This is a genomic window from Achromobacter insolitus, from assembly GCF_002209555.1.
GTDB lineage: Bacteria > Pseudomonadota > Gammaproteobacteria > Burkholderiales > Burkholderiaceae_B > Achromobacter > Achromobacter insolitus.
Window position 1 is genome coordinate 54,551 of the sequence record NZ_NJIF01000012.1, and the last position, 13,647, is coordinate 68,197.

The window sequence follows — 13,647 nt, forward strand, 5'->3', positions numbered from 1 at the left end:
TTTCATGCGTCAAGCACCTGGCGTCATGTAAATCAACAATGAGTGTTTAGTTTAGGGAATCAACATGCCCAAGATGAAAACCAAGAAAAGCGCTTCCAAGCGCTTTAAGGTTCGCGGCAGCGGCTCCATCAAGCGCGGTCAGGCGTTCAAGCGCCACATTCTGACCAAGAAGACCACCAAGGCCAAGCGTCAACTGCGCGGCTCCACGGCGGTCCATGAATCCAACGTGGCCTCCGTCAAGGCCATGATGCCTTTCGCTTGATCTAAGGGAGATCTACTATGCCTCGCGTCAAACGCGGCGTAACCGCCCGCGCACGTCACAAGAAAGTCATTGCCGCCGCCAAGGGTTACCGTGGCCGCCGCGGTAATGTGTTCCGTATCGCCAAGCAAGCGGTCATGCGCGCTGGCCAATACGCCTACCGCGACCGCCGCAACAAGAAGCGCACGTTCCGTGCCCTGTGGATCACGCGTATCAACGCCGCCGTCCGCGAACACGGCGTCAGCTACAGCGTGTTCATCGCTGGCCTGAAGAAGGCTTCGATCGAACTCGACCGTAAGGTTCTGGCCGACCTGGCCGTGCGCGACAAGGCCGGCTTTGCCGCCATCGTGCAGCAAGCCAAGGCTGCCTTGGCTGCCTGATCGCGCTTTAACTCATCGCGCATCGCTGCAAACGGGGCTGTAATGGCCCCGTTTGCGTTTTGAAGGCTGGATTTCATGACTCAAACGGTTGACGACCTGGTCTCCCAGGCGCAAGAACGCTTCGCCGCGGCCTCCGACGCCGCCGCGCTGGAAAATGCAAAGGCTCGGTTCCTGGGCAAGGAAGGCGCGCTGACGGTGCTGCTGAAAGCCCTGGGCAAGCTCGAACCCGAGCAGAAGCGCGAGATGGGCGCCCGGATCAATCAGGCCAAGCAAAAGGTCGAAGAGCTTCTGAACCTGCGCCGCGCCGCGCTGGCTCAGGCCGAACTGGACGCCCGCCTGGCATCCGAAACCATTGACGTCACCCTCCCGGGCCGCGGTCGCGCGCCGGGCGGCATCCATCCGGTGACCCGGACCTGGGAACGTGTGGAAGAGATCTTCCGTTCCATAGGCTTCGACGTGGCCGACGGCCCCGAAGTGGAAAACGACTGGACCAATTTCACCGCTTTGAACAACCCGCTGGATCATCCGGCGCGTTCCATGCAGGACACCTTCTACGTCGACATGAACGACGCGGACGGCCTGCCTTTGCTGCTGCGCACGCACACCAGCCCCATGCAGGTGCGCTATGCGCGCATGCACAAGCCGCCCATCAAGGTCATCGCGCCCGGGCGCACCTACCGCGTCGACAGCGACGCCACGCACTCGCCCATGTTCCACCAGGTGGAGGGGCTCTGGATCGCCGAGGACATCTCGTTTGCTGACCTGAAGGGCGTGTACACCGATTTCCTGCGCTGCTTCTTCGAGACCGACGACCTGGCCGTGCGTTTCCGCCCGTCGTTTTTCCCGTTCACGGAACCTTCCGCCGAAATCGACATGATGTTCACCTCGGGTCCGAACCGCGGTCGCTGGCTGGAGATTTCCGGCTCGGGCCAGGTGCACCCGCAGGTGGTGCGCAACTTCGGCCTTGATCCCGAGCGCTACATCGGCTTTGCCTTCGGTTCCGGACTTGAGCGCCTGACCATGTTGCGCTACGGCGTCAACGATCTGCGCCAGTTCTACGAAGGCGATTTGCGCTTCCTGCGCCAGTTCAACGAATAACAGACGGCTGATCATGCAATTTCCCGAATCCTGGCTGCGTACGCTGGTCAATCCCGCGATCGCCACCGATGAACTTGCACACCGGCTTACCATGGCCGGCCTGGAAGTCGAAGACACCGTGCCCGCCGCGCCTGCTTTTAGCGGCGTGGTCGTGGGTCACATCGTCGACATCGCGTCGCATCCCGACGCCGACAAGCTGCGCGTCTGCAAAGTGGACGACGGTTCTGGCGAACTGCTGCAGATCGTGTGCGGCGCGCCCAATGCCGCGGCTGGCCTGAAAGTGCCGCTCGCGCGCGTCGGCGCCGAGCTGCCTGGCGGCATGAAGATCGGCGTGGCCAAGATGCGCGGCGTGCAGTCGTCGGGCATGCTGTGCTCGGCTCGCGAACTGGGCCTGTCGCAAGACCATGCCGGCCTCCTGGAACTGCCGGCTGACATGAAGCCCGGGCAATCGATCCGTGAAGCGCTGGACCTGGACGACACGCTCTTCACCCTGAAGATGACGCCCAACCGCGCCGACTGCCTGTCCATTCTGGGCGTGGCGCGCGAAGTGGCTGCCCTGACGGGCGCGCCGCTTTCGGTGCCCACCGCCGTCGCCGTGCCCGTTACGCTGGACGAACGCCTGCCGGTGAAGGTCGAAGCGCCTGATCTGTGTGGCCGTTTTGGCGGCCGCGTGATTCGTGGCGTCAATGCCCGTGCCGCCACGCCCGAATGGATGAAGACGCGGCTGGAGCGCGCGGGCCAACGTTCGGTATCTGCGTTGGTGGACATCTCCAACTACGTCATGCTGGAACTCGGCCGCCCGTCGCACGTGTTCGATCTGGACAAGATCCGCGGCGACCTCAGCGTGCGCTGGGCCCGCGAAGGCGAAACGCTCGAACTGCTGAACGGCCAGACCGTTGCGCTGGACTCGAAGGTCGGCGTGGTCGTGGCCGGCGATCAGGTGGAAAGCCTGGCCGGCATCATGGGCGGCGAAGCGACCGCCGTCACGCTGGACACCCGCAACATCTATCTGGAAGCCGCGTTCTGGTGGCCGCAGTCGCTCGCCGGCCGCGCGCGCCGCTACAAATTCAGCTCGGAAGCCAGCCACCGGGGCGAGCGGGGCGTGGATTACGCGACCATCCCCGAGCACATCGAATTCATCACGCGCCTGATCATCGACATCTGCGGCGGACAAGCCGGTCCGCTGGACGACCAGATCATCAACCTGCCCAAGCGCGAACCCGTGCGCATGCGCCTCGCGCGCTGCCATCGCGTGCTGGGCGTGCCTGTCACGCAAGCCGAAGTCGCCAAAATCTTCGGCAGCCTGGGCCTGGATTTCCAGACCGAAGGCGATGACTTCATCGTCACGCCGCCTTCCTATCGTTTCGACCTGGTGCTGGAAGAGGACCTGATCGAAGAAGTGGCCCGCATCTATGGCTTCGAGAACATTCCGGCGGAACCGCCCATGGCGCGCGCCAAGATGTACTCGCAGCCCGAGGTCCGCCGTGGCGCGCACGCGCTGCGCCGCTTGGCCGCTGCGCAGGATTACCAGGAAGTCGTTAACTACAGCTTCGTCGAAGCCGACTGGGAACGCGACTATGCCGGCAACGAGACGCCGGTGCGCCTGGTCAACCCGATCGCCAGCCATCTTTCGGTCATGCGCTCGAGCCTGATCGGCGGCCTGGTCGCCAACGTGCGCCACAACGCCAATCGCAAGCAGACTCGCGTGCGTGTGTTCGAGCTGGGGCGGGTGTTCCTGCGAGACGCATCCGCTCAGGACGGTCCGCTGGAAGTGGCCGGTGTGCGCCAGCCCATGAAACTGTCGGGCGCGGCCTGGGGGCCGGCGGTGGAAGAGCAGTGGGGCGTCGCAACGCGCCAGGTGGACTTCTATGATGTGAAGATGGACGTCGAGGCGCTGTTTGGTGCGCGCGGCGACCGTCTGCGCTTCGAAGCGGCCTCGCATCCTGCCCTGCATCCTGGCCGCAGCGCCCGCATCGAACTGGACGGCAAGCTGGTCGGCTGGGTCGGCGAGCTGCATCCGCGTTGGGCCCAGCAAGCCGATCTGGCGCACGCGCCTGTCGTGTTCGAACTGGACGTGGCCGCGCTATCTGAAGGCGAACTGCCCCAGGTACGCGAGCTGTCGCGCCAGCCTGTGGTGGTGCGCGACCTGGCGCTGTGGGTCGATGCCCACGTGTCGGTGCAATCCATGCTCGACACCGTCGCCGCGGCCGTGAAGGCGGACCCGCAGTTGTCGGTGGTGCAGGACGCGCGCGTGTTCGACGTGTGGCGCGAGAAGGCCCAAGGCAGCGAGCCCGTCGCCGAGAAAAGCCTTGCTTTCCGTTTCTGGCTACAGGACACTGAGGTCACACTGGACGAGCCCCGGTTGGCGGATTGCCTGGCTCGCATCAAGGAAGCCTTGGTGGCTGCGCATGGCGCCCGCCAACGCGCTTGAACCATGGGGAACAGTATGCTTGCTGCCGAGCCGCGCACTCTGACCAAGGCTGAACTGGCCGAACTGCTCTTCGAGCGGGTCGGCCTGAACAAGCGCGAAGCCAAGGACATCGTTGATACCTTCTTCGAGGAAATCCGCGATGCCTTGGCGCGCGGAGATTCCGTCAAGCTGTCCGGCTTCGGCAATTTCCAGGTGCGCGACAAACCGCCGCGCCCTGGCCGCAATCCCAAGACCGGCGAGACCATCCCCATCGCCGCGCGCCGCGTCGTTACTTTCCACGCGAGCCAAAAGCTCAAGAGCGTGGTGGAGCAGGCGGCCCCCGCGGCATCCGATGCCGAGGAGTGATACGCTTTGTCGGCAATTGTTATCGGCGCCTGACGCATCGCGGCATAAAATCTCCTTATGACACGTACCGAATCCACCGTTACCTTACCGCCCATTCCCGCCAAGCGTTACTTCACCATCGGTGAAGTCAGCGACCTGTGTGGCGTCAAGCCCCATGTCTTGCGGTATTGGGAACAGGAATTCACGCAGCTCAAGCCGGTGAAGCGGCGCGGCAATCGCCGCTACTACCAGCATCACGAAGTGCTGCTGATCCGCCGCATCCGTTCGCTGCTGTATGAGCAAGGCTTCACGATCAGCGGCGCGCGCAATCGCCTGGGCGATGCACGCGACGTGCCGCACGATCAGGATGCCGCAGTGCGCCTCTCGGGCGCCGAGATGCAAGCATTGCGCAACGAGCTGGGCAACGTCTCGACGATGCTGGCCGAAGCCTTGGGCACTGCGGCAAACGCTGCAGGCGCAAGCGCCGGCAACGTCAGCCCCGCAGCCTGATCGCCGGCGCATCGGTTTCTCCATATTGTTTGAACGCAGTCCCTGCAACGCGCGGCGCAAGCCGCGCGTTGCATTGAGCAGTACCTCGCGCAGCATGCATCGATGCGCATGCGGTTGATGCAATCGATGAACGCAGCGCGAAAATTTTTTTGAGTATTCAGCACTTTTTTTGCACGAATGCGTGCAAACATTTTTTTGTTCTGCTATACTCTTTTTCTTTCGGGGCGTAGCGCAGCCTGGTAGCGCACTTGCATGGGGTGCAAGGGGTCGCGAGTTCGAATCCCGCCGTCCCGACCAGTAGTTCCAAAGGCCGTCAGTGAGAAATCACTGACGGCCTTTTCATTTCTGCTGGTCCATTTTCGATGCGCGCGACTCAATCTCGATGCGCGCGACGCAAGTCGATGCGTGCGACGCAGGCCCGTTGCATCGGCGCCGGTCAAAAGAAAGCCACCTGATGAAGGTGGCTTTTGTTTTCTTCCGATCAGCTTCGATACGCCAGATGGATCAGCGGGTATGGCCTGCCTTGATCGTCCAACGGCGAATGGCCCGTGCGCTTGAAGCCCATCTTTTCATAGAAGCCTACCGCTTGGCCGTTCTGCTCATTGACGTCCGTCGTCATGTTGGGATGAAGCGAGAGGCCGTGTCGCACCAGCGCAGCGCCTATGCCTGTTCCGCGGCAGGCGGGGTCGACGAACAGCGCCTGCATGTGGCCGTTGTCGATCAGCATGAATGCCTGCGGATAATCATTGGCGTCGACCGCAAGCCAGAGCGGCACTTGGGGGAGAAAGCCGCACACCATCTCGTCGATGGCCTGGCGATCTTCGGGTGATAAAAAGTCGTGCGTGGCATCGACCGCGTTGCGCCAGATTTCGACTGCGCGTGGGCCTTCTTCGGGACGGGAGATTCTTATCGTAATCATCCGCGCAGCGTATTTGATCTTTAATTCCGGCGTCAAATTGATGACCCCGAATGGGTACACTGGGACGCCCTTCGCGCAACCCAGGGGCAGGAGGAGATACCGGTGGCGTGCGTAGTTGTGTGGAGTGTGTTCGCGGTGGCCGCATTCGCAGGCAGTCTGTTTGTCTTCTGGACGCGGCCATTTCAGTTCAAGGATCAGGGCGCGGGGCCGGACTATCGGCCGTCTGCCGGCATTGCTGGAGCCTTGATGACAATCGCCGTTCTGGCGCTGGTGATCGCGCTGAACGTATGACGATCGGCGCCGCGTCTGAATTTGGTGTAAGCGCCGGCCCAGGCAGCGCTGTCGAGGCGTTTGACGATCATTGACAACCAGGCAGTCTGCGGATGAAAGCCATGAGAAGTCTTGCGGTGTTCCTTTTGCTGGCGCTACAGGCGACCAGCGCTGTCGCTGAAACGCAAGCGGACACGTCGGTCGCGCGCGCGGTGCAGGGCGGCCGCTGGACCGACGGCGCAGTCACGGGCGCGTACCGGATCGTCGTGGAGGAGGTCGGCTTCGAGCATGTCAGCTGCCGCGTCCAGATTCAATGGATCGCTTCCGCGTCCCCTGGCCGCCCCGCGAAGCTCGTCGCGGAACAGACCTTCGCGGAACTCTCGACCACCTTCTGGAGTTGCGGGCAGCGCATGCAGAGCGTGCTTGTCACCGGCAATGTGCTGAAAGTGCAGGCCACGCATGCGTATTCCGGCGAGCCCTGCATATTTACGGCGAAGCTCGGCAAGCCGGGCCGATATCAAAACGAAGGGTGCAGCAACGAGAAGCCTGCGATCAAGGCTGGCGTTGAGTAACGCACCGCAGCGGTACATCGCGCACCGCGAGCTCCTGCGACGTCACGCCTGGCTTGGTTAAGATAAAGCCCACTCATCAATATGCCTACCTGATGCTTCTATCCCAACGCAGGTTCCTGCTCAAAAGAATATTCGCCAGCAAGTTCACGCTCTTGCTGATCGCCTGCAATATCGCGTTGTACTGCGTAGCGGGATTCCTGGATTCCCGCGCGTTCGAGAGCCTGAGCCAGACCTCATTCCTAATCGACTGGGGCGGCAACGTTCCAGCCTTGACCTTGTCCGGGGAATACTGGCGTTTGTTCACCAGCATGTTCCTGCACATCGGCTTCCTGCATCTGGCGATCAACATGCTGGCGCTGTGGTCGCTGGGGATCATCCTGGAAGCGCGCATGCGTTCCTGGGTGTTCCTGGGCGTGTATCTGCTGTCGGGCCTGTGCGGCAGCCTGGTCACGGCGCTATGGCATCGCGACGAATTCTTCCTTAGCTGCGGTGCGTCCGGCGCGATCCTGGGCATTTTCGGGGCGGCGATCGTTTACGGCCTGCATGACCGGCGCATGGGCCGGCCGCATATCCCACCTGGCAATCTGCTGTTCAGCCTGGTGCTGACCTTTGGCGCGGGCTTTGCGTTCGACGTCGATAACGCGGCGCACCTGGGCGGCTTGCTGTCGGGGGCGCTGCTCGCGGGTATCGCGTTGTATGCCGAGCGCTTGCGGCCGGTGACGGCGGCGGTGGTCCTGGCCGCCACCGGCATGCTCGGCGTCGCGGCGTTGGCTGCGGTGACGCTCGACAATCATGACCGCGACATGCAGGAACAGCTTGCCGCTGCCCGGTTCGGACGCACGCTGGGAAAAATGGGATTGCTGGGCTCGGATCAGGCGCTATGGAAAGCGCCGTCGTTGGAGGAGTGCGCTGCCGGCGCGTTGGCCGCCGCTGCGCGCGACGGATTGAAAACGCCGGATCTGCGGCGCTGCGCGAAACCCGGCGATCGGGACCTGGCTCTGCTGGCAAGGTTCATGCCGCTGCAGTACCAAAGCTGCCATGCGCAGATCGCAGGCTTGCGCAAACTCTACACGGATGCCGCCATGCAAGAGGCATTGACCGCGGCGGACCAGTACTGCGGAACTCAAACACAGATCTATCGCGCTATCTTTGAAGAAGACGGCGGCGAAATCGATCCGGAGAAGGCGCGCCAGGCGCGTTTGAAGATGAACTTCCTGCTCGACCAGAAAGGCATGTACCGGACGGATTCAGCGCCCTTGCGGGCGCAGGCAAGCGCCTTGAAGGGCATGCTCCGCCGCCCGGGCGAGCTGGCTTGGGCAATCATCGGGCACTCGGGTTGCCCGTACTGGAGCTGCGCGAGGTAGCGCGGGCTGCAGCGTGCCGCTCTTCACACCAGACGGCGGCCAGGGTCCGCGACATGATTCGTGACGATGTCGATAAACCGCTCGAGCGGGGCCGACTGGTTGTCGGCTCGCCAGACCAGTTCCCAATGCTGGACCACGTCCAGATCGGGCAGTTCCTTGAAGGCGACGGTCGGCGGTGCGGCGCGCGTGGCCGAGTCGGGCAGGACCGTGCAGCCCAAGCCCGCGGCGACCAGGGTGAGCATCGATCCGACGTCCACCCCCTGTATCGATGAGCGGGGCACGAATCCGGCCTTGAAAAAGCAGTGAATCAGCCTGTCATGCCAGACGGGCGCTGCATGGCGCGGTAGCCAGATGAAGTCCCGGCCGGCGAGTTCGCGCAGGGAATCAGGGCCGCCATTGTCCCAATGCCAGTCTGCGGGATAGGCGACCAACATCTTTTCGGAATAGATGGGGATGCCTTTGAACGCGGGATCGTCGAGCGGCCTGAATAGCGTGAATCCCGCATCCAGCCTGCCCGTCGGCAGAAGTTCGATCTGCGCATCCGAAAGCAGATGACTGAGCGTCAAGGAGACCCCCGGGGCGTCACGGCGGAATAGCCGCAGCGCATCGGCGAGCAGGGAACGCAGCGTCAGCATGACCGGCAAGGCGATGGTCAGGTGTCCGATCTCGCCGCGTCCGGCGCGCTGGGCGCGTTCCATGGCTGCGGTCGCATCGCCCAGCAGGCGGTTCGCGTCCACGAGCAACTGCTTGCCCGCTTCGGTCAGGTGGACGCCGCGCGTGGTTCGTTCAAAAACCGCGGTGCCCAGTTCTTCTTCCAATGCCTGGATCTGCCGGGTCAATGCCGGCTGGGCGATATGCACCGACTGCGCCGCGAGGCTGATGCTGCCGCGCTCGGCGACGGCAACGAAATAGCGCAATTGCCGCAGATCCATGGCTATACCTTATTAGTATGACGGGCATCGTTAAATAGCATTTTACGGCATGGATAGGGTGTCTCTACCATTCGGGCGGTAGTGAACACGCACGTGTAGATAAAACCTTCGATAACGAATCCAAGCCCATGCCACAGAAAATTCTTGATCAGTTGTCCGCGGATGCCACCAGGTACAGGAAAATCCGGCACGACCTGCACGCGCATCCAGAATTGGGTTTTGAGGAACACCGCACGGCGAAGGTCGTTTGCGAGGAATTGCGTCGGCTCTCCATCGGATTCCACACCAACATCGGACGCACCGGCGTGGTCGGTTTCATTCAAGGCCGGGATACGAGCAGCGGACGGGCGATAGGCTTGAGAGCGGACATGGACGCGCTCCCCATCCGCGAATGCACCGGACTCGGGTACGCGTCGGCGGATGACGGAAAGATGCATGCCTGCGGCCATGACGGCCACGTCGCGATGCTGTTGGCCGCCGCCGCTTATCTGCAGCGCACCCGGAATTTCAATGGCGTGGTCTATCTGATTTTTCAGCCCGGAGAGGAGGGGCACAACGGCGGCCTGGAAATGGTCAAGGATGGACTGTTCGAGCAGTTTCCCATTGAAGAGGTGTACGCGCTACACAACTGGCCGGCATTGCCCCTGGGAACGGTGTCCATCCCGGTCGGGCCTGTCATGGCCGCGTCCGACCGCATTACGATCCGGATCCGGGGCAAGGGCGGCCATGGGGGGATCGCGCCGCAACGGACTGTGGATCCGGTGCTGATTGCAGGCCACGTCATCGTCGCGGCGCATTCCATCGTGAGCCGCAACCTGGACCCGCTGGACGCAGGCGTGTTGAGCCTTTGCGCCGTGGCCGGAGGCTGCCTGGCCGGCTTCAACGTCATTCCGGACGAGGTAGTGCTGACGGGTACCGCCCGATCATTGCGGCCGGAAGTTCAGCTGGTACTGGAAGCCCGTCTGCGGGAAACCGTCGAGAGTGTCGCCAGAGGGCTCGGCGGGTCGGCGACGCTTGAGTATGAGCCGAACGTGCCAGCCACGATCAACTCGGAACCGCAGACCCGCTTGGCCAGGGACGCGGCGCAGGATGTGGTGGGCGAGCAGCATGTCGTCCGGCAGCCCTTGCCAAGTCTTGGAGGGGAGGACTTCGCCTATATGCTGCGCGAACGGCCGGGGGCATACATCCACCTGGGCACGGGCGATTCGGATCATGTGCACGGGCTGCATACCTCGCATTTCGATTTCAACGATGCCGCCATTCCCATTGGTAGCGCGGTGCTTTCCCGGATAGCCGAAAGAGCGCTGCCGCTGGACAACAACAACTAGGTAGCAGTAGGGAGGAGACAAGACATGAACAAGGCAAAAAAGAAGAGCGCCCCGCGATGGCTGCAATTGACGGCGGCGATATTTGGCAATGCGCTCGAATGGTATGACTTCGGCGTGTTCGCGGCGATGGCGTTCATCATTGCCAAGGTGTTCTTTCCGGAAGCGGGCGAACATACCGCGCTGTTGCTGACGCTGGCGACGTTCGGCGTCGGTTTCGTTACGCGCCCGATCGGCGGCATTGCCATCGGCATGTACGCGGATCGCAAGGGCAGGAAGTCCGCGCTGCAATTGATCATTGCATTGATGACGGTGTCCTTGCTCATCATGGTCTTTACGCCTTCGTATGCCACCATCGGCGTCGCCGCGCCCATCCTGATCGTGCTGGCTCGCCTGATGCAGGGGATCGCGACCGGGGGCGAGTTCGCATCGTCTACCGCCTATCTGGTGGAAGCCGCGCCCAGGAACAAGAAGGGGCTCTATGGCGCCTGGCAGATGTTCGGCCAGAATCTCGCCAATCTTGGAGGCGCCGCCACCGGGTTCCTGCTGACATCGATCTTCACCGAGCAACAGTTGCTCGACGGGATGTGGCGCATTCCGTTTGTCGTGGGATTGCTGATCGCGCCGTTGGGATGGTGGATCCGGCGGTATCTGGACGAGCCCGAAGAATCCGCGGCGTCGCTGCGCAAGGGAGAGACGGTCAGTCTGGCAGCCATGTTGGGCCGTTATCCACGGTCCATCGCAGCCACGCTGTGCCTGACCACTTGCGCCACGGCCTCGGTCTATACATTCATCATCTATCTGCCGACCTTCGTGACCCGCCAGTTCGGCTTCGCGCTGCATGATGCCTTCACCGCGCAGGCCGTCGGACTGTTGGCGCTGATCGTCATCATTCCAATTTCCGGCGCGATTTCGGACCGCCATGGAAGAAAGCCGGTGATGCTGTCGTTTCTGTTGCCTTACGCGATATTGATGTATCCGCTCTTCTCGTGGGTGCAGTCGGCGCCGACCTTGCCGAATCTGATCGTCGCATTCACCGTGCTGAGCATCCTGCTGGGCGGCTTTCTCGGACCGTTTGCGACAGCGCTCGGAGAACAGTTTCCGACCAACGTGCGCTCGGCCGGGTTGGCGGTTTGCTACAACATCGCTGTCATGATTTTTGGCGGCTTTGCCCAGTTCATCGTGACCTGGCTGATCCAGGTCACGGGGATATCGCTGGCGCCTGTGTTCTACAGTCTTGCAGGCGGCGCGCTTGGTGTGTTGGGCTGCGTGTTGTTACGGCCTGCCGATGATGCCAGGCAGGCGGCTCAGGCATTGCCGGGACGGATGGCGCAGCGCGGATCCGTGGCGTGATATGCCGCGCGTGGACAGCAAGAAGCGGGAGGACAAGGCGTACTCGCATTTGTAGGATGCAAGCATTATTCATGCTTGGAGCTGACGCCAATGTCTTTATCTCTTGCTGGAAAGGTCGCTTTGGTGACGGGCGCGTCATCGGGTATCGGACGCGCGATAGCGCTGCTGCTGGCGGCCCAGGGCGCGGCAGTGGTGCTGACCGCGAGGCGCCATGAACTCCTGGAGCAAGTGGCGGACGAGATCAGAAGCGCCGGTGGGCGGGTCTGTGTTTCGGCCGGCGATGTCGCCAGGCCGGAAACGCACAGGCAAGCGGTGCAGGACGCGCAACGCGAATTCGGCGGCCTGGATATCGCGGTAAACAACGCCGGCACCATCGGCCCCGTCAGGCCGCTGGCGGAAGTTGCCCTGGACGAGTGGGAACACACGCTGAACGTCAATCTCACCGCGGCGTTCCTGGGAGCGCGTCATCAGATTCCGGCCATGCTGGAGCGCGGCGGCGGCGCGCTGGTCTTCGTGTCCAGCTTTGTGGGGACGAGCGTGGGCTTGCCCGGGATGACGGCTTACGGCACGTCGAAGGCCGCGCTGATGGGCCTGGTCAAAGGCATTACGGCAGACTATGGCGCGCAAGGCATCCGGGCCAACGCGCTCTTGCCCGGCGGGGTGGACACCGAGATGGCCGGGAGCCAGGAACAGAAGGACTGGGCGGCCGGCCTGCACGCCATGAAGCGGATTGCGCGCGCCGATGAAATCGCCTCGGCGGCGCTGTTCCTGGCGAGTCCGATGGCAAGCTTCGTGACGGGGTCCGCACTTTACGCAGATGGGGGCAACTCCGCGGTGAAGTGAGCGAGCGCCGGGTGCGCTCAATCGCGCAAGACCGGCGCTTCGCTGGCGGCCGCCTGTCGGCGCGAGTACAGGTCCAGGGCTTCCTTGGCATTGACGCCCAAAGGCCCGAGTACGGCATCCAGCGCTTCGGCATTGCGAGCAAGCTCATCGCGGCCGGGCAACTCGCCATTGACCGCCACGATGACGCGATTGCCCGTCTGCAGATTGAAGAACGTTCCGAACACCGCCGCATAGGTCGCCGACTCGCGCTCATACAGCTGGCTATTGGTGAACGTATTCGCCACCGCCACGCCGCCCGGCGCGAGGATGCCGCGCACGTGCTGCAGGAACTCCAGCGTCATCAGGTGTTCGGGGATGTAGTCGACGTCGAACGCGTCCAGCATCACCATGTCGTATTGCTGCCCGTCGCGATGGGCGCGTTCAATGTACGCTCGGCCGTCTTCCAGGAATAGGCGTTGCCTGGGGCCCTGCTGGTAGCCGAAGTAGCGCGCCGCGACGGTGCCCACCGCGGGATCGATTTCCACGGTATCGACAACCGTGCCGGGCAAGAGCCTGGCCAGGGTGTTCTGCAGCGTGGCGCCGCCCAGTCCGACGATCAGGATGTTTCTCGGCTTGGGGTGGACGTAGAGCGCGGTCATCATCATGCGCGTGTAGGAAAACACCAATTGCCCGGGGTGCTCCAGGCTCATGCAGGTCTGGCGACCGACGTCGTGCATGGAGTTGAAATTCATGCAGCGCTCGCCGTTTTCCTCGAATACCAGCAGTTTGCCGAACTGCGAGTCTTCGCTATGGATCAGCTGCGGGCCGCCATTGCCCCGCAGCAGCAGCAATGCTGCCCCAGCGATGACGAGTGCGAGTACGGTATGGCTGGCGATGCGGAACATAGGGCGGTGGGCGATAAGCAAGGGACGCGTCATCGTATCCTGCTCGGGGAGCGGCCGCGCGGCGTCCGGGGGAGGATGGCCTCGGGACATTAGAAATCAGCGATCGTTTTTATTGAAAGATTCGTTCTATATATTTCATTTCCTTAAATACTTGGCTCTCCTTAGAATTTTGCTCGAAACGGG

At 62.6% G+C, this 13,647-nt stretch carries 15 protein-coding genes and 1 tRNA gene; 13 read left to right on the forward strand and 3 right to left on the reverse strand.

The window, feature by feature from the left end:
- Positions 1-64 precede the first annotated feature (64 nt).
- The 7 genes from rpmI (at position 65) to CEY08_RS26475 (ending at position 5,299) form a co-directional block, all read left to right on the forward strand.
- Entirely contained in the window at positions 65-262 is a 198-nt protein-coding gene (gene rpmI, locus CEY08_RS26445; RefSeq protein WP_006218740.1) for a 50S ribosomal protein L35, read from the forward strand.
- 17 nt (positions 263-279) lie between these two features.
- Complete coding sequence (rplT, locus tag CEY08_RS26450) at positions 280-639, forward strand: 50S ribosomal protein L20 (RefSeq protein WP_006218741.1); 360 nt, start codon at positions 280-282, stop codon at positions 637-639.
- Positions 640-714: 75 nt separating this feature from the next.
- On the forward strand, positions 715-1,737 hold the full coding sequence (pheS, locus tag CEY08_RS26455) for a phenylalanine--tRNA ligase subunit alpha (protein WP_042792970.1): 1,023 nt from the start codon (positions 715-717) through the stop codon (positions 1,735-1,737).
- A 13-nt stretch (positions 1,738-1,750) separates the two neighbouring features.
- Positions 1,751-4,168 carry a phenylalanine--tRNA ligase subunit beta gene (gene pheT, locus CEY08_RS26460; protein WP_076812469.1) on the forward strand — a complete coding sequence of 806 codons (2,418 nt, stop codon included), beginning with the start codon at positions 1,751-1,753 and terminating at the stop codon, positions 4,166-4,168.
- A 3-nt stretch (positions 4,169-4,171) separates the two neighbouring features.
- On the forward strand, positions 4,172-4,513 hold the full coding sequence (locus tag CEY08_RS26465) for an integration host factor subunit alpha (RefSeq protein WP_042792972.1): 342 nt from the start codon (positions 4,172-4,174) through the stop codon (positions 4,511-4,513).
- 57 nt (positions 4,514-4,570) lie between these two features.
- A complete protein-coding gene (locus CEY08_RS26470; RefSeq protein ID WP_042792973.1) occupies positions 4,571-5,002 on the forward strand; it encodes a MerR family transcriptional regulator in 432 nt (143 codons plus the stop codon).
- 220 nt (positions 5,003-5,222) lie between these two features.
- A tRNA-Pro gene (locus CEY08_RS26475) sits at positions 5,223-5,299 on the forward strand.
- Between the two features lie 184 nt (positions 5,300-5,483).
- On the opposite strand, the gene CEY08_RS26480 is transcribed toward CEY08_RS26475, so the two are convergent.
- Complete coding sequence (locus CEY08_RS26480) at positions 5,484-5,921, reverse strand: acetyltransferase (protein ID WP_076812472.1); 438 nt, start codon at positions 5,919-5,921, stop codon at positions 5,484-5,486.
- A 135-nt stretch (positions 5,922-6,056) separates the two neighbouring features.
- On the opposite strand from CEY08_RS26480, the gene CEY08_RS26485 reads away from it, so the two are divergent.
- The 3 genes from CEY08_RS26485 (at position 6,057) to CEY08_RS26495 (ending at position 8,127) form a co-directional block, all read left to right on the forward strand.
- On the forward strand, positions 6,057-6,212 hold the full coding sequence (locus CEY08_RS26485; protein WP_232033743.1) for a hypothetical protein: 156 nt from the start codon (positions 6,057-6,059) through the stop codon (positions 6,210-6,212).
- Between the two features lie 101 nt (positions 6,213-6,313).
- A complete protein-coding gene (locus CEY08_RS26490; RefSeq protein ID WP_076812475.1) occupies positions 6,314-6,763 on the forward strand; it encodes a hypothetical protein in 450 nt (149 codons plus the stop codon).
- Positions 6,764-6,855: 92 nt separating this feature from the next.
- Entirely contained in the window at positions 6,856-8,127 is a 1,272-nt protein-coding gene (locus CEY08_RS26495) for a rhomboid family intramembrane serine protease (protein ID WP_076812478.1), read from the forward strand.
- A 23-nt stretch (positions 8,128-8,150) separates the two neighbouring features.
- Here CEY08_RS26495 and CEY08_RS26500 read toward each other — a convergent pair whose 3' ends face one another.
- On the reverse strand, positions 8,151-9,059 hold the full coding sequence (locus tag CEY08_RS26500; RefSeq protein WP_063640470.1) for a LysR family transcriptional regulator: 909 nt from the start codon (positions 9,057-9,059) through the stop codon (positions 8,151-8,153).
- A 128-nt stretch (positions 9,060-9,187) separates the two neighbouring features.
- Between CEY08_RS26500 and CEY08_RS26505 the strand changes: the two genes are divergently transcribed.
- The 3 genes from CEY08_RS26505 (at position 9,188) to CEY08_RS26515 (ending at position 12,580) form a co-directional block, all read left to right on the forward strand.
- Positions 9,188-10,387 carry an amidohydrolase gene (locus CEY08_RS26505; RefSeq protein WP_063640469.1) on the forward strand — a complete coding sequence of 400 codons (1,200 nt, stop codon included), beginning with the start codon at positions 9,188-9,190 and terminating at the stop codon, positions 10,385-10,387.
- Between the two features lie 24 nt (positions 10,388-10,411).
- On the forward strand, positions 10,412-11,737 hold the full coding sequence (locus CEY08_RS26510) for an MFS transporter (RefSeq protein WP_088607841.1): 1,326 nt from the start codon (positions 10,412-10,414) through the stop codon (positions 11,735-11,737).
- Between the two features lie 90 nt (positions 11,738-11,827).
- Positions 11,828-12,580, forward strand: coding sequence for an SDR family oxidoreductase (locus CEY08_RS26515; protein ID WP_076812480.1), 753 nt, complete (start codon positions 11,828-11,830; stop codon positions 12,578-12,580).
- Positions 12,581-12,597: 17 nt separating this feature from the next.
- On the opposite strand, the gene CEY08_RS26520 is transcribed toward CEY08_RS26515, so the two are convergent.
- Positions 12,598-13,497: a spermidine synthase gene (locus CEY08_RS26520; RefSeq protein ID WP_232033742.1), complete on the reverse strand. Its 900-nt coding sequence runs from the start codon at positions 13,495-13,497 to the stop codon at positions 12,598-12,600.
- Positions 13,498-13,647 lie beyond the last annotated feature (150 nt).

Bases quoted from the DNA above. Each gene is read 5' to 3' on its own strand.
- CEY08_RS26500 (WP_063640470.1), bottom strand. From the start codon at position 9,059: ATGGATCTGCGGCAATTGCGCTATTTCGTTGCCGTCGCCGAGCGCGGC.
- CEY08_RS26465 (WP_042792972.1), top strand. From the start codon at position 4,172: ATGGGGAACAGTATGCTTGCTGCCGAGCCGCGCACTCTGACCAAGGCT.
- CEY08_RS26480 (WP_076812472.1), bottom strand. From the start codon at position 5,921: ATGATTACGATAAGAATCTCCCGTCCCGAAGAAGGCCCACGCGCAGTC.
- pheS (WP_042792970.1), top strand. From the start codon at position 715: ATGACTCAAACGGTTGACGACCTGGTCTCCCAGGCGCAAGAACGCTTC.
- pheT (WP_076812469.1), top strand. From the start codon at position 1,751: ATGCAATTTCCCGAATCCTGGCTGCGTACGCTGGTCAATCCCGCGATC.
- rpmI (WP_006218740.1), top strand. From the start codon at position 65: ATGCCCAAGATGAAAACCAAGAAAAGCGCTTCCAAGCGCTTTAAGGTT.
- CEY08_RS26495 (WP_076812478.1), top strand. From the start codon at position 6,856: ATGCTTCTATCCCAACGCAGGTTCCTGCTCAAAAGAATATTCGCCAGC.
- CEY08_RS26515 (WP_076812480.1), top strand. From the start codon at position 11,828: ATGTCTTTATCTCTTGCTGGAAAGGTCGCTTTGGTGACGGGCGCGTCA.
- CEY08_RS26510 (WP_088607841.1), top strand. From the start codon at position 10,412: ATGAACAAGGCAAAAAAGAAGAGCGCCCCGCGATGGCTGCAATTGACG.
- CEY08_RS26470 (WP_042792973.1), top strand. From the start codon at position 4,571: ATGACACGTACCGAATCCACCGTTACCTTACCGCCCATTCCCGCCAAG.
- rplT (WP_006218741.1), top strand. From the start codon at position 280: ATGCCTCGCGTCAAACGCGGCGTAACCGCCCGCGCACGTCACAAGAAA.
- CEY08_RS26520 (WP_232033742.1), bottom strand. From the start codon at position 13,497: ATGACGCGTCCCTTGCTTATCGCCCACCGCCCTATGTTCCGCATCGCC.
- CEY08_RS26490 (WP_076812475.1), top strand. From the start codon at position 6,314: ATGAGAAGTCTTGCGGTGTTCCTTTTGCTGGCGCTACAGGCGACCAGC.
- CEY08_RS26505 (WP_063640469.1), top strand. From the start codon at position 9,188: ATGCCACAGAAAATTCTTGATCAGTTGTCCGCGGATGCCACCAGGTAC.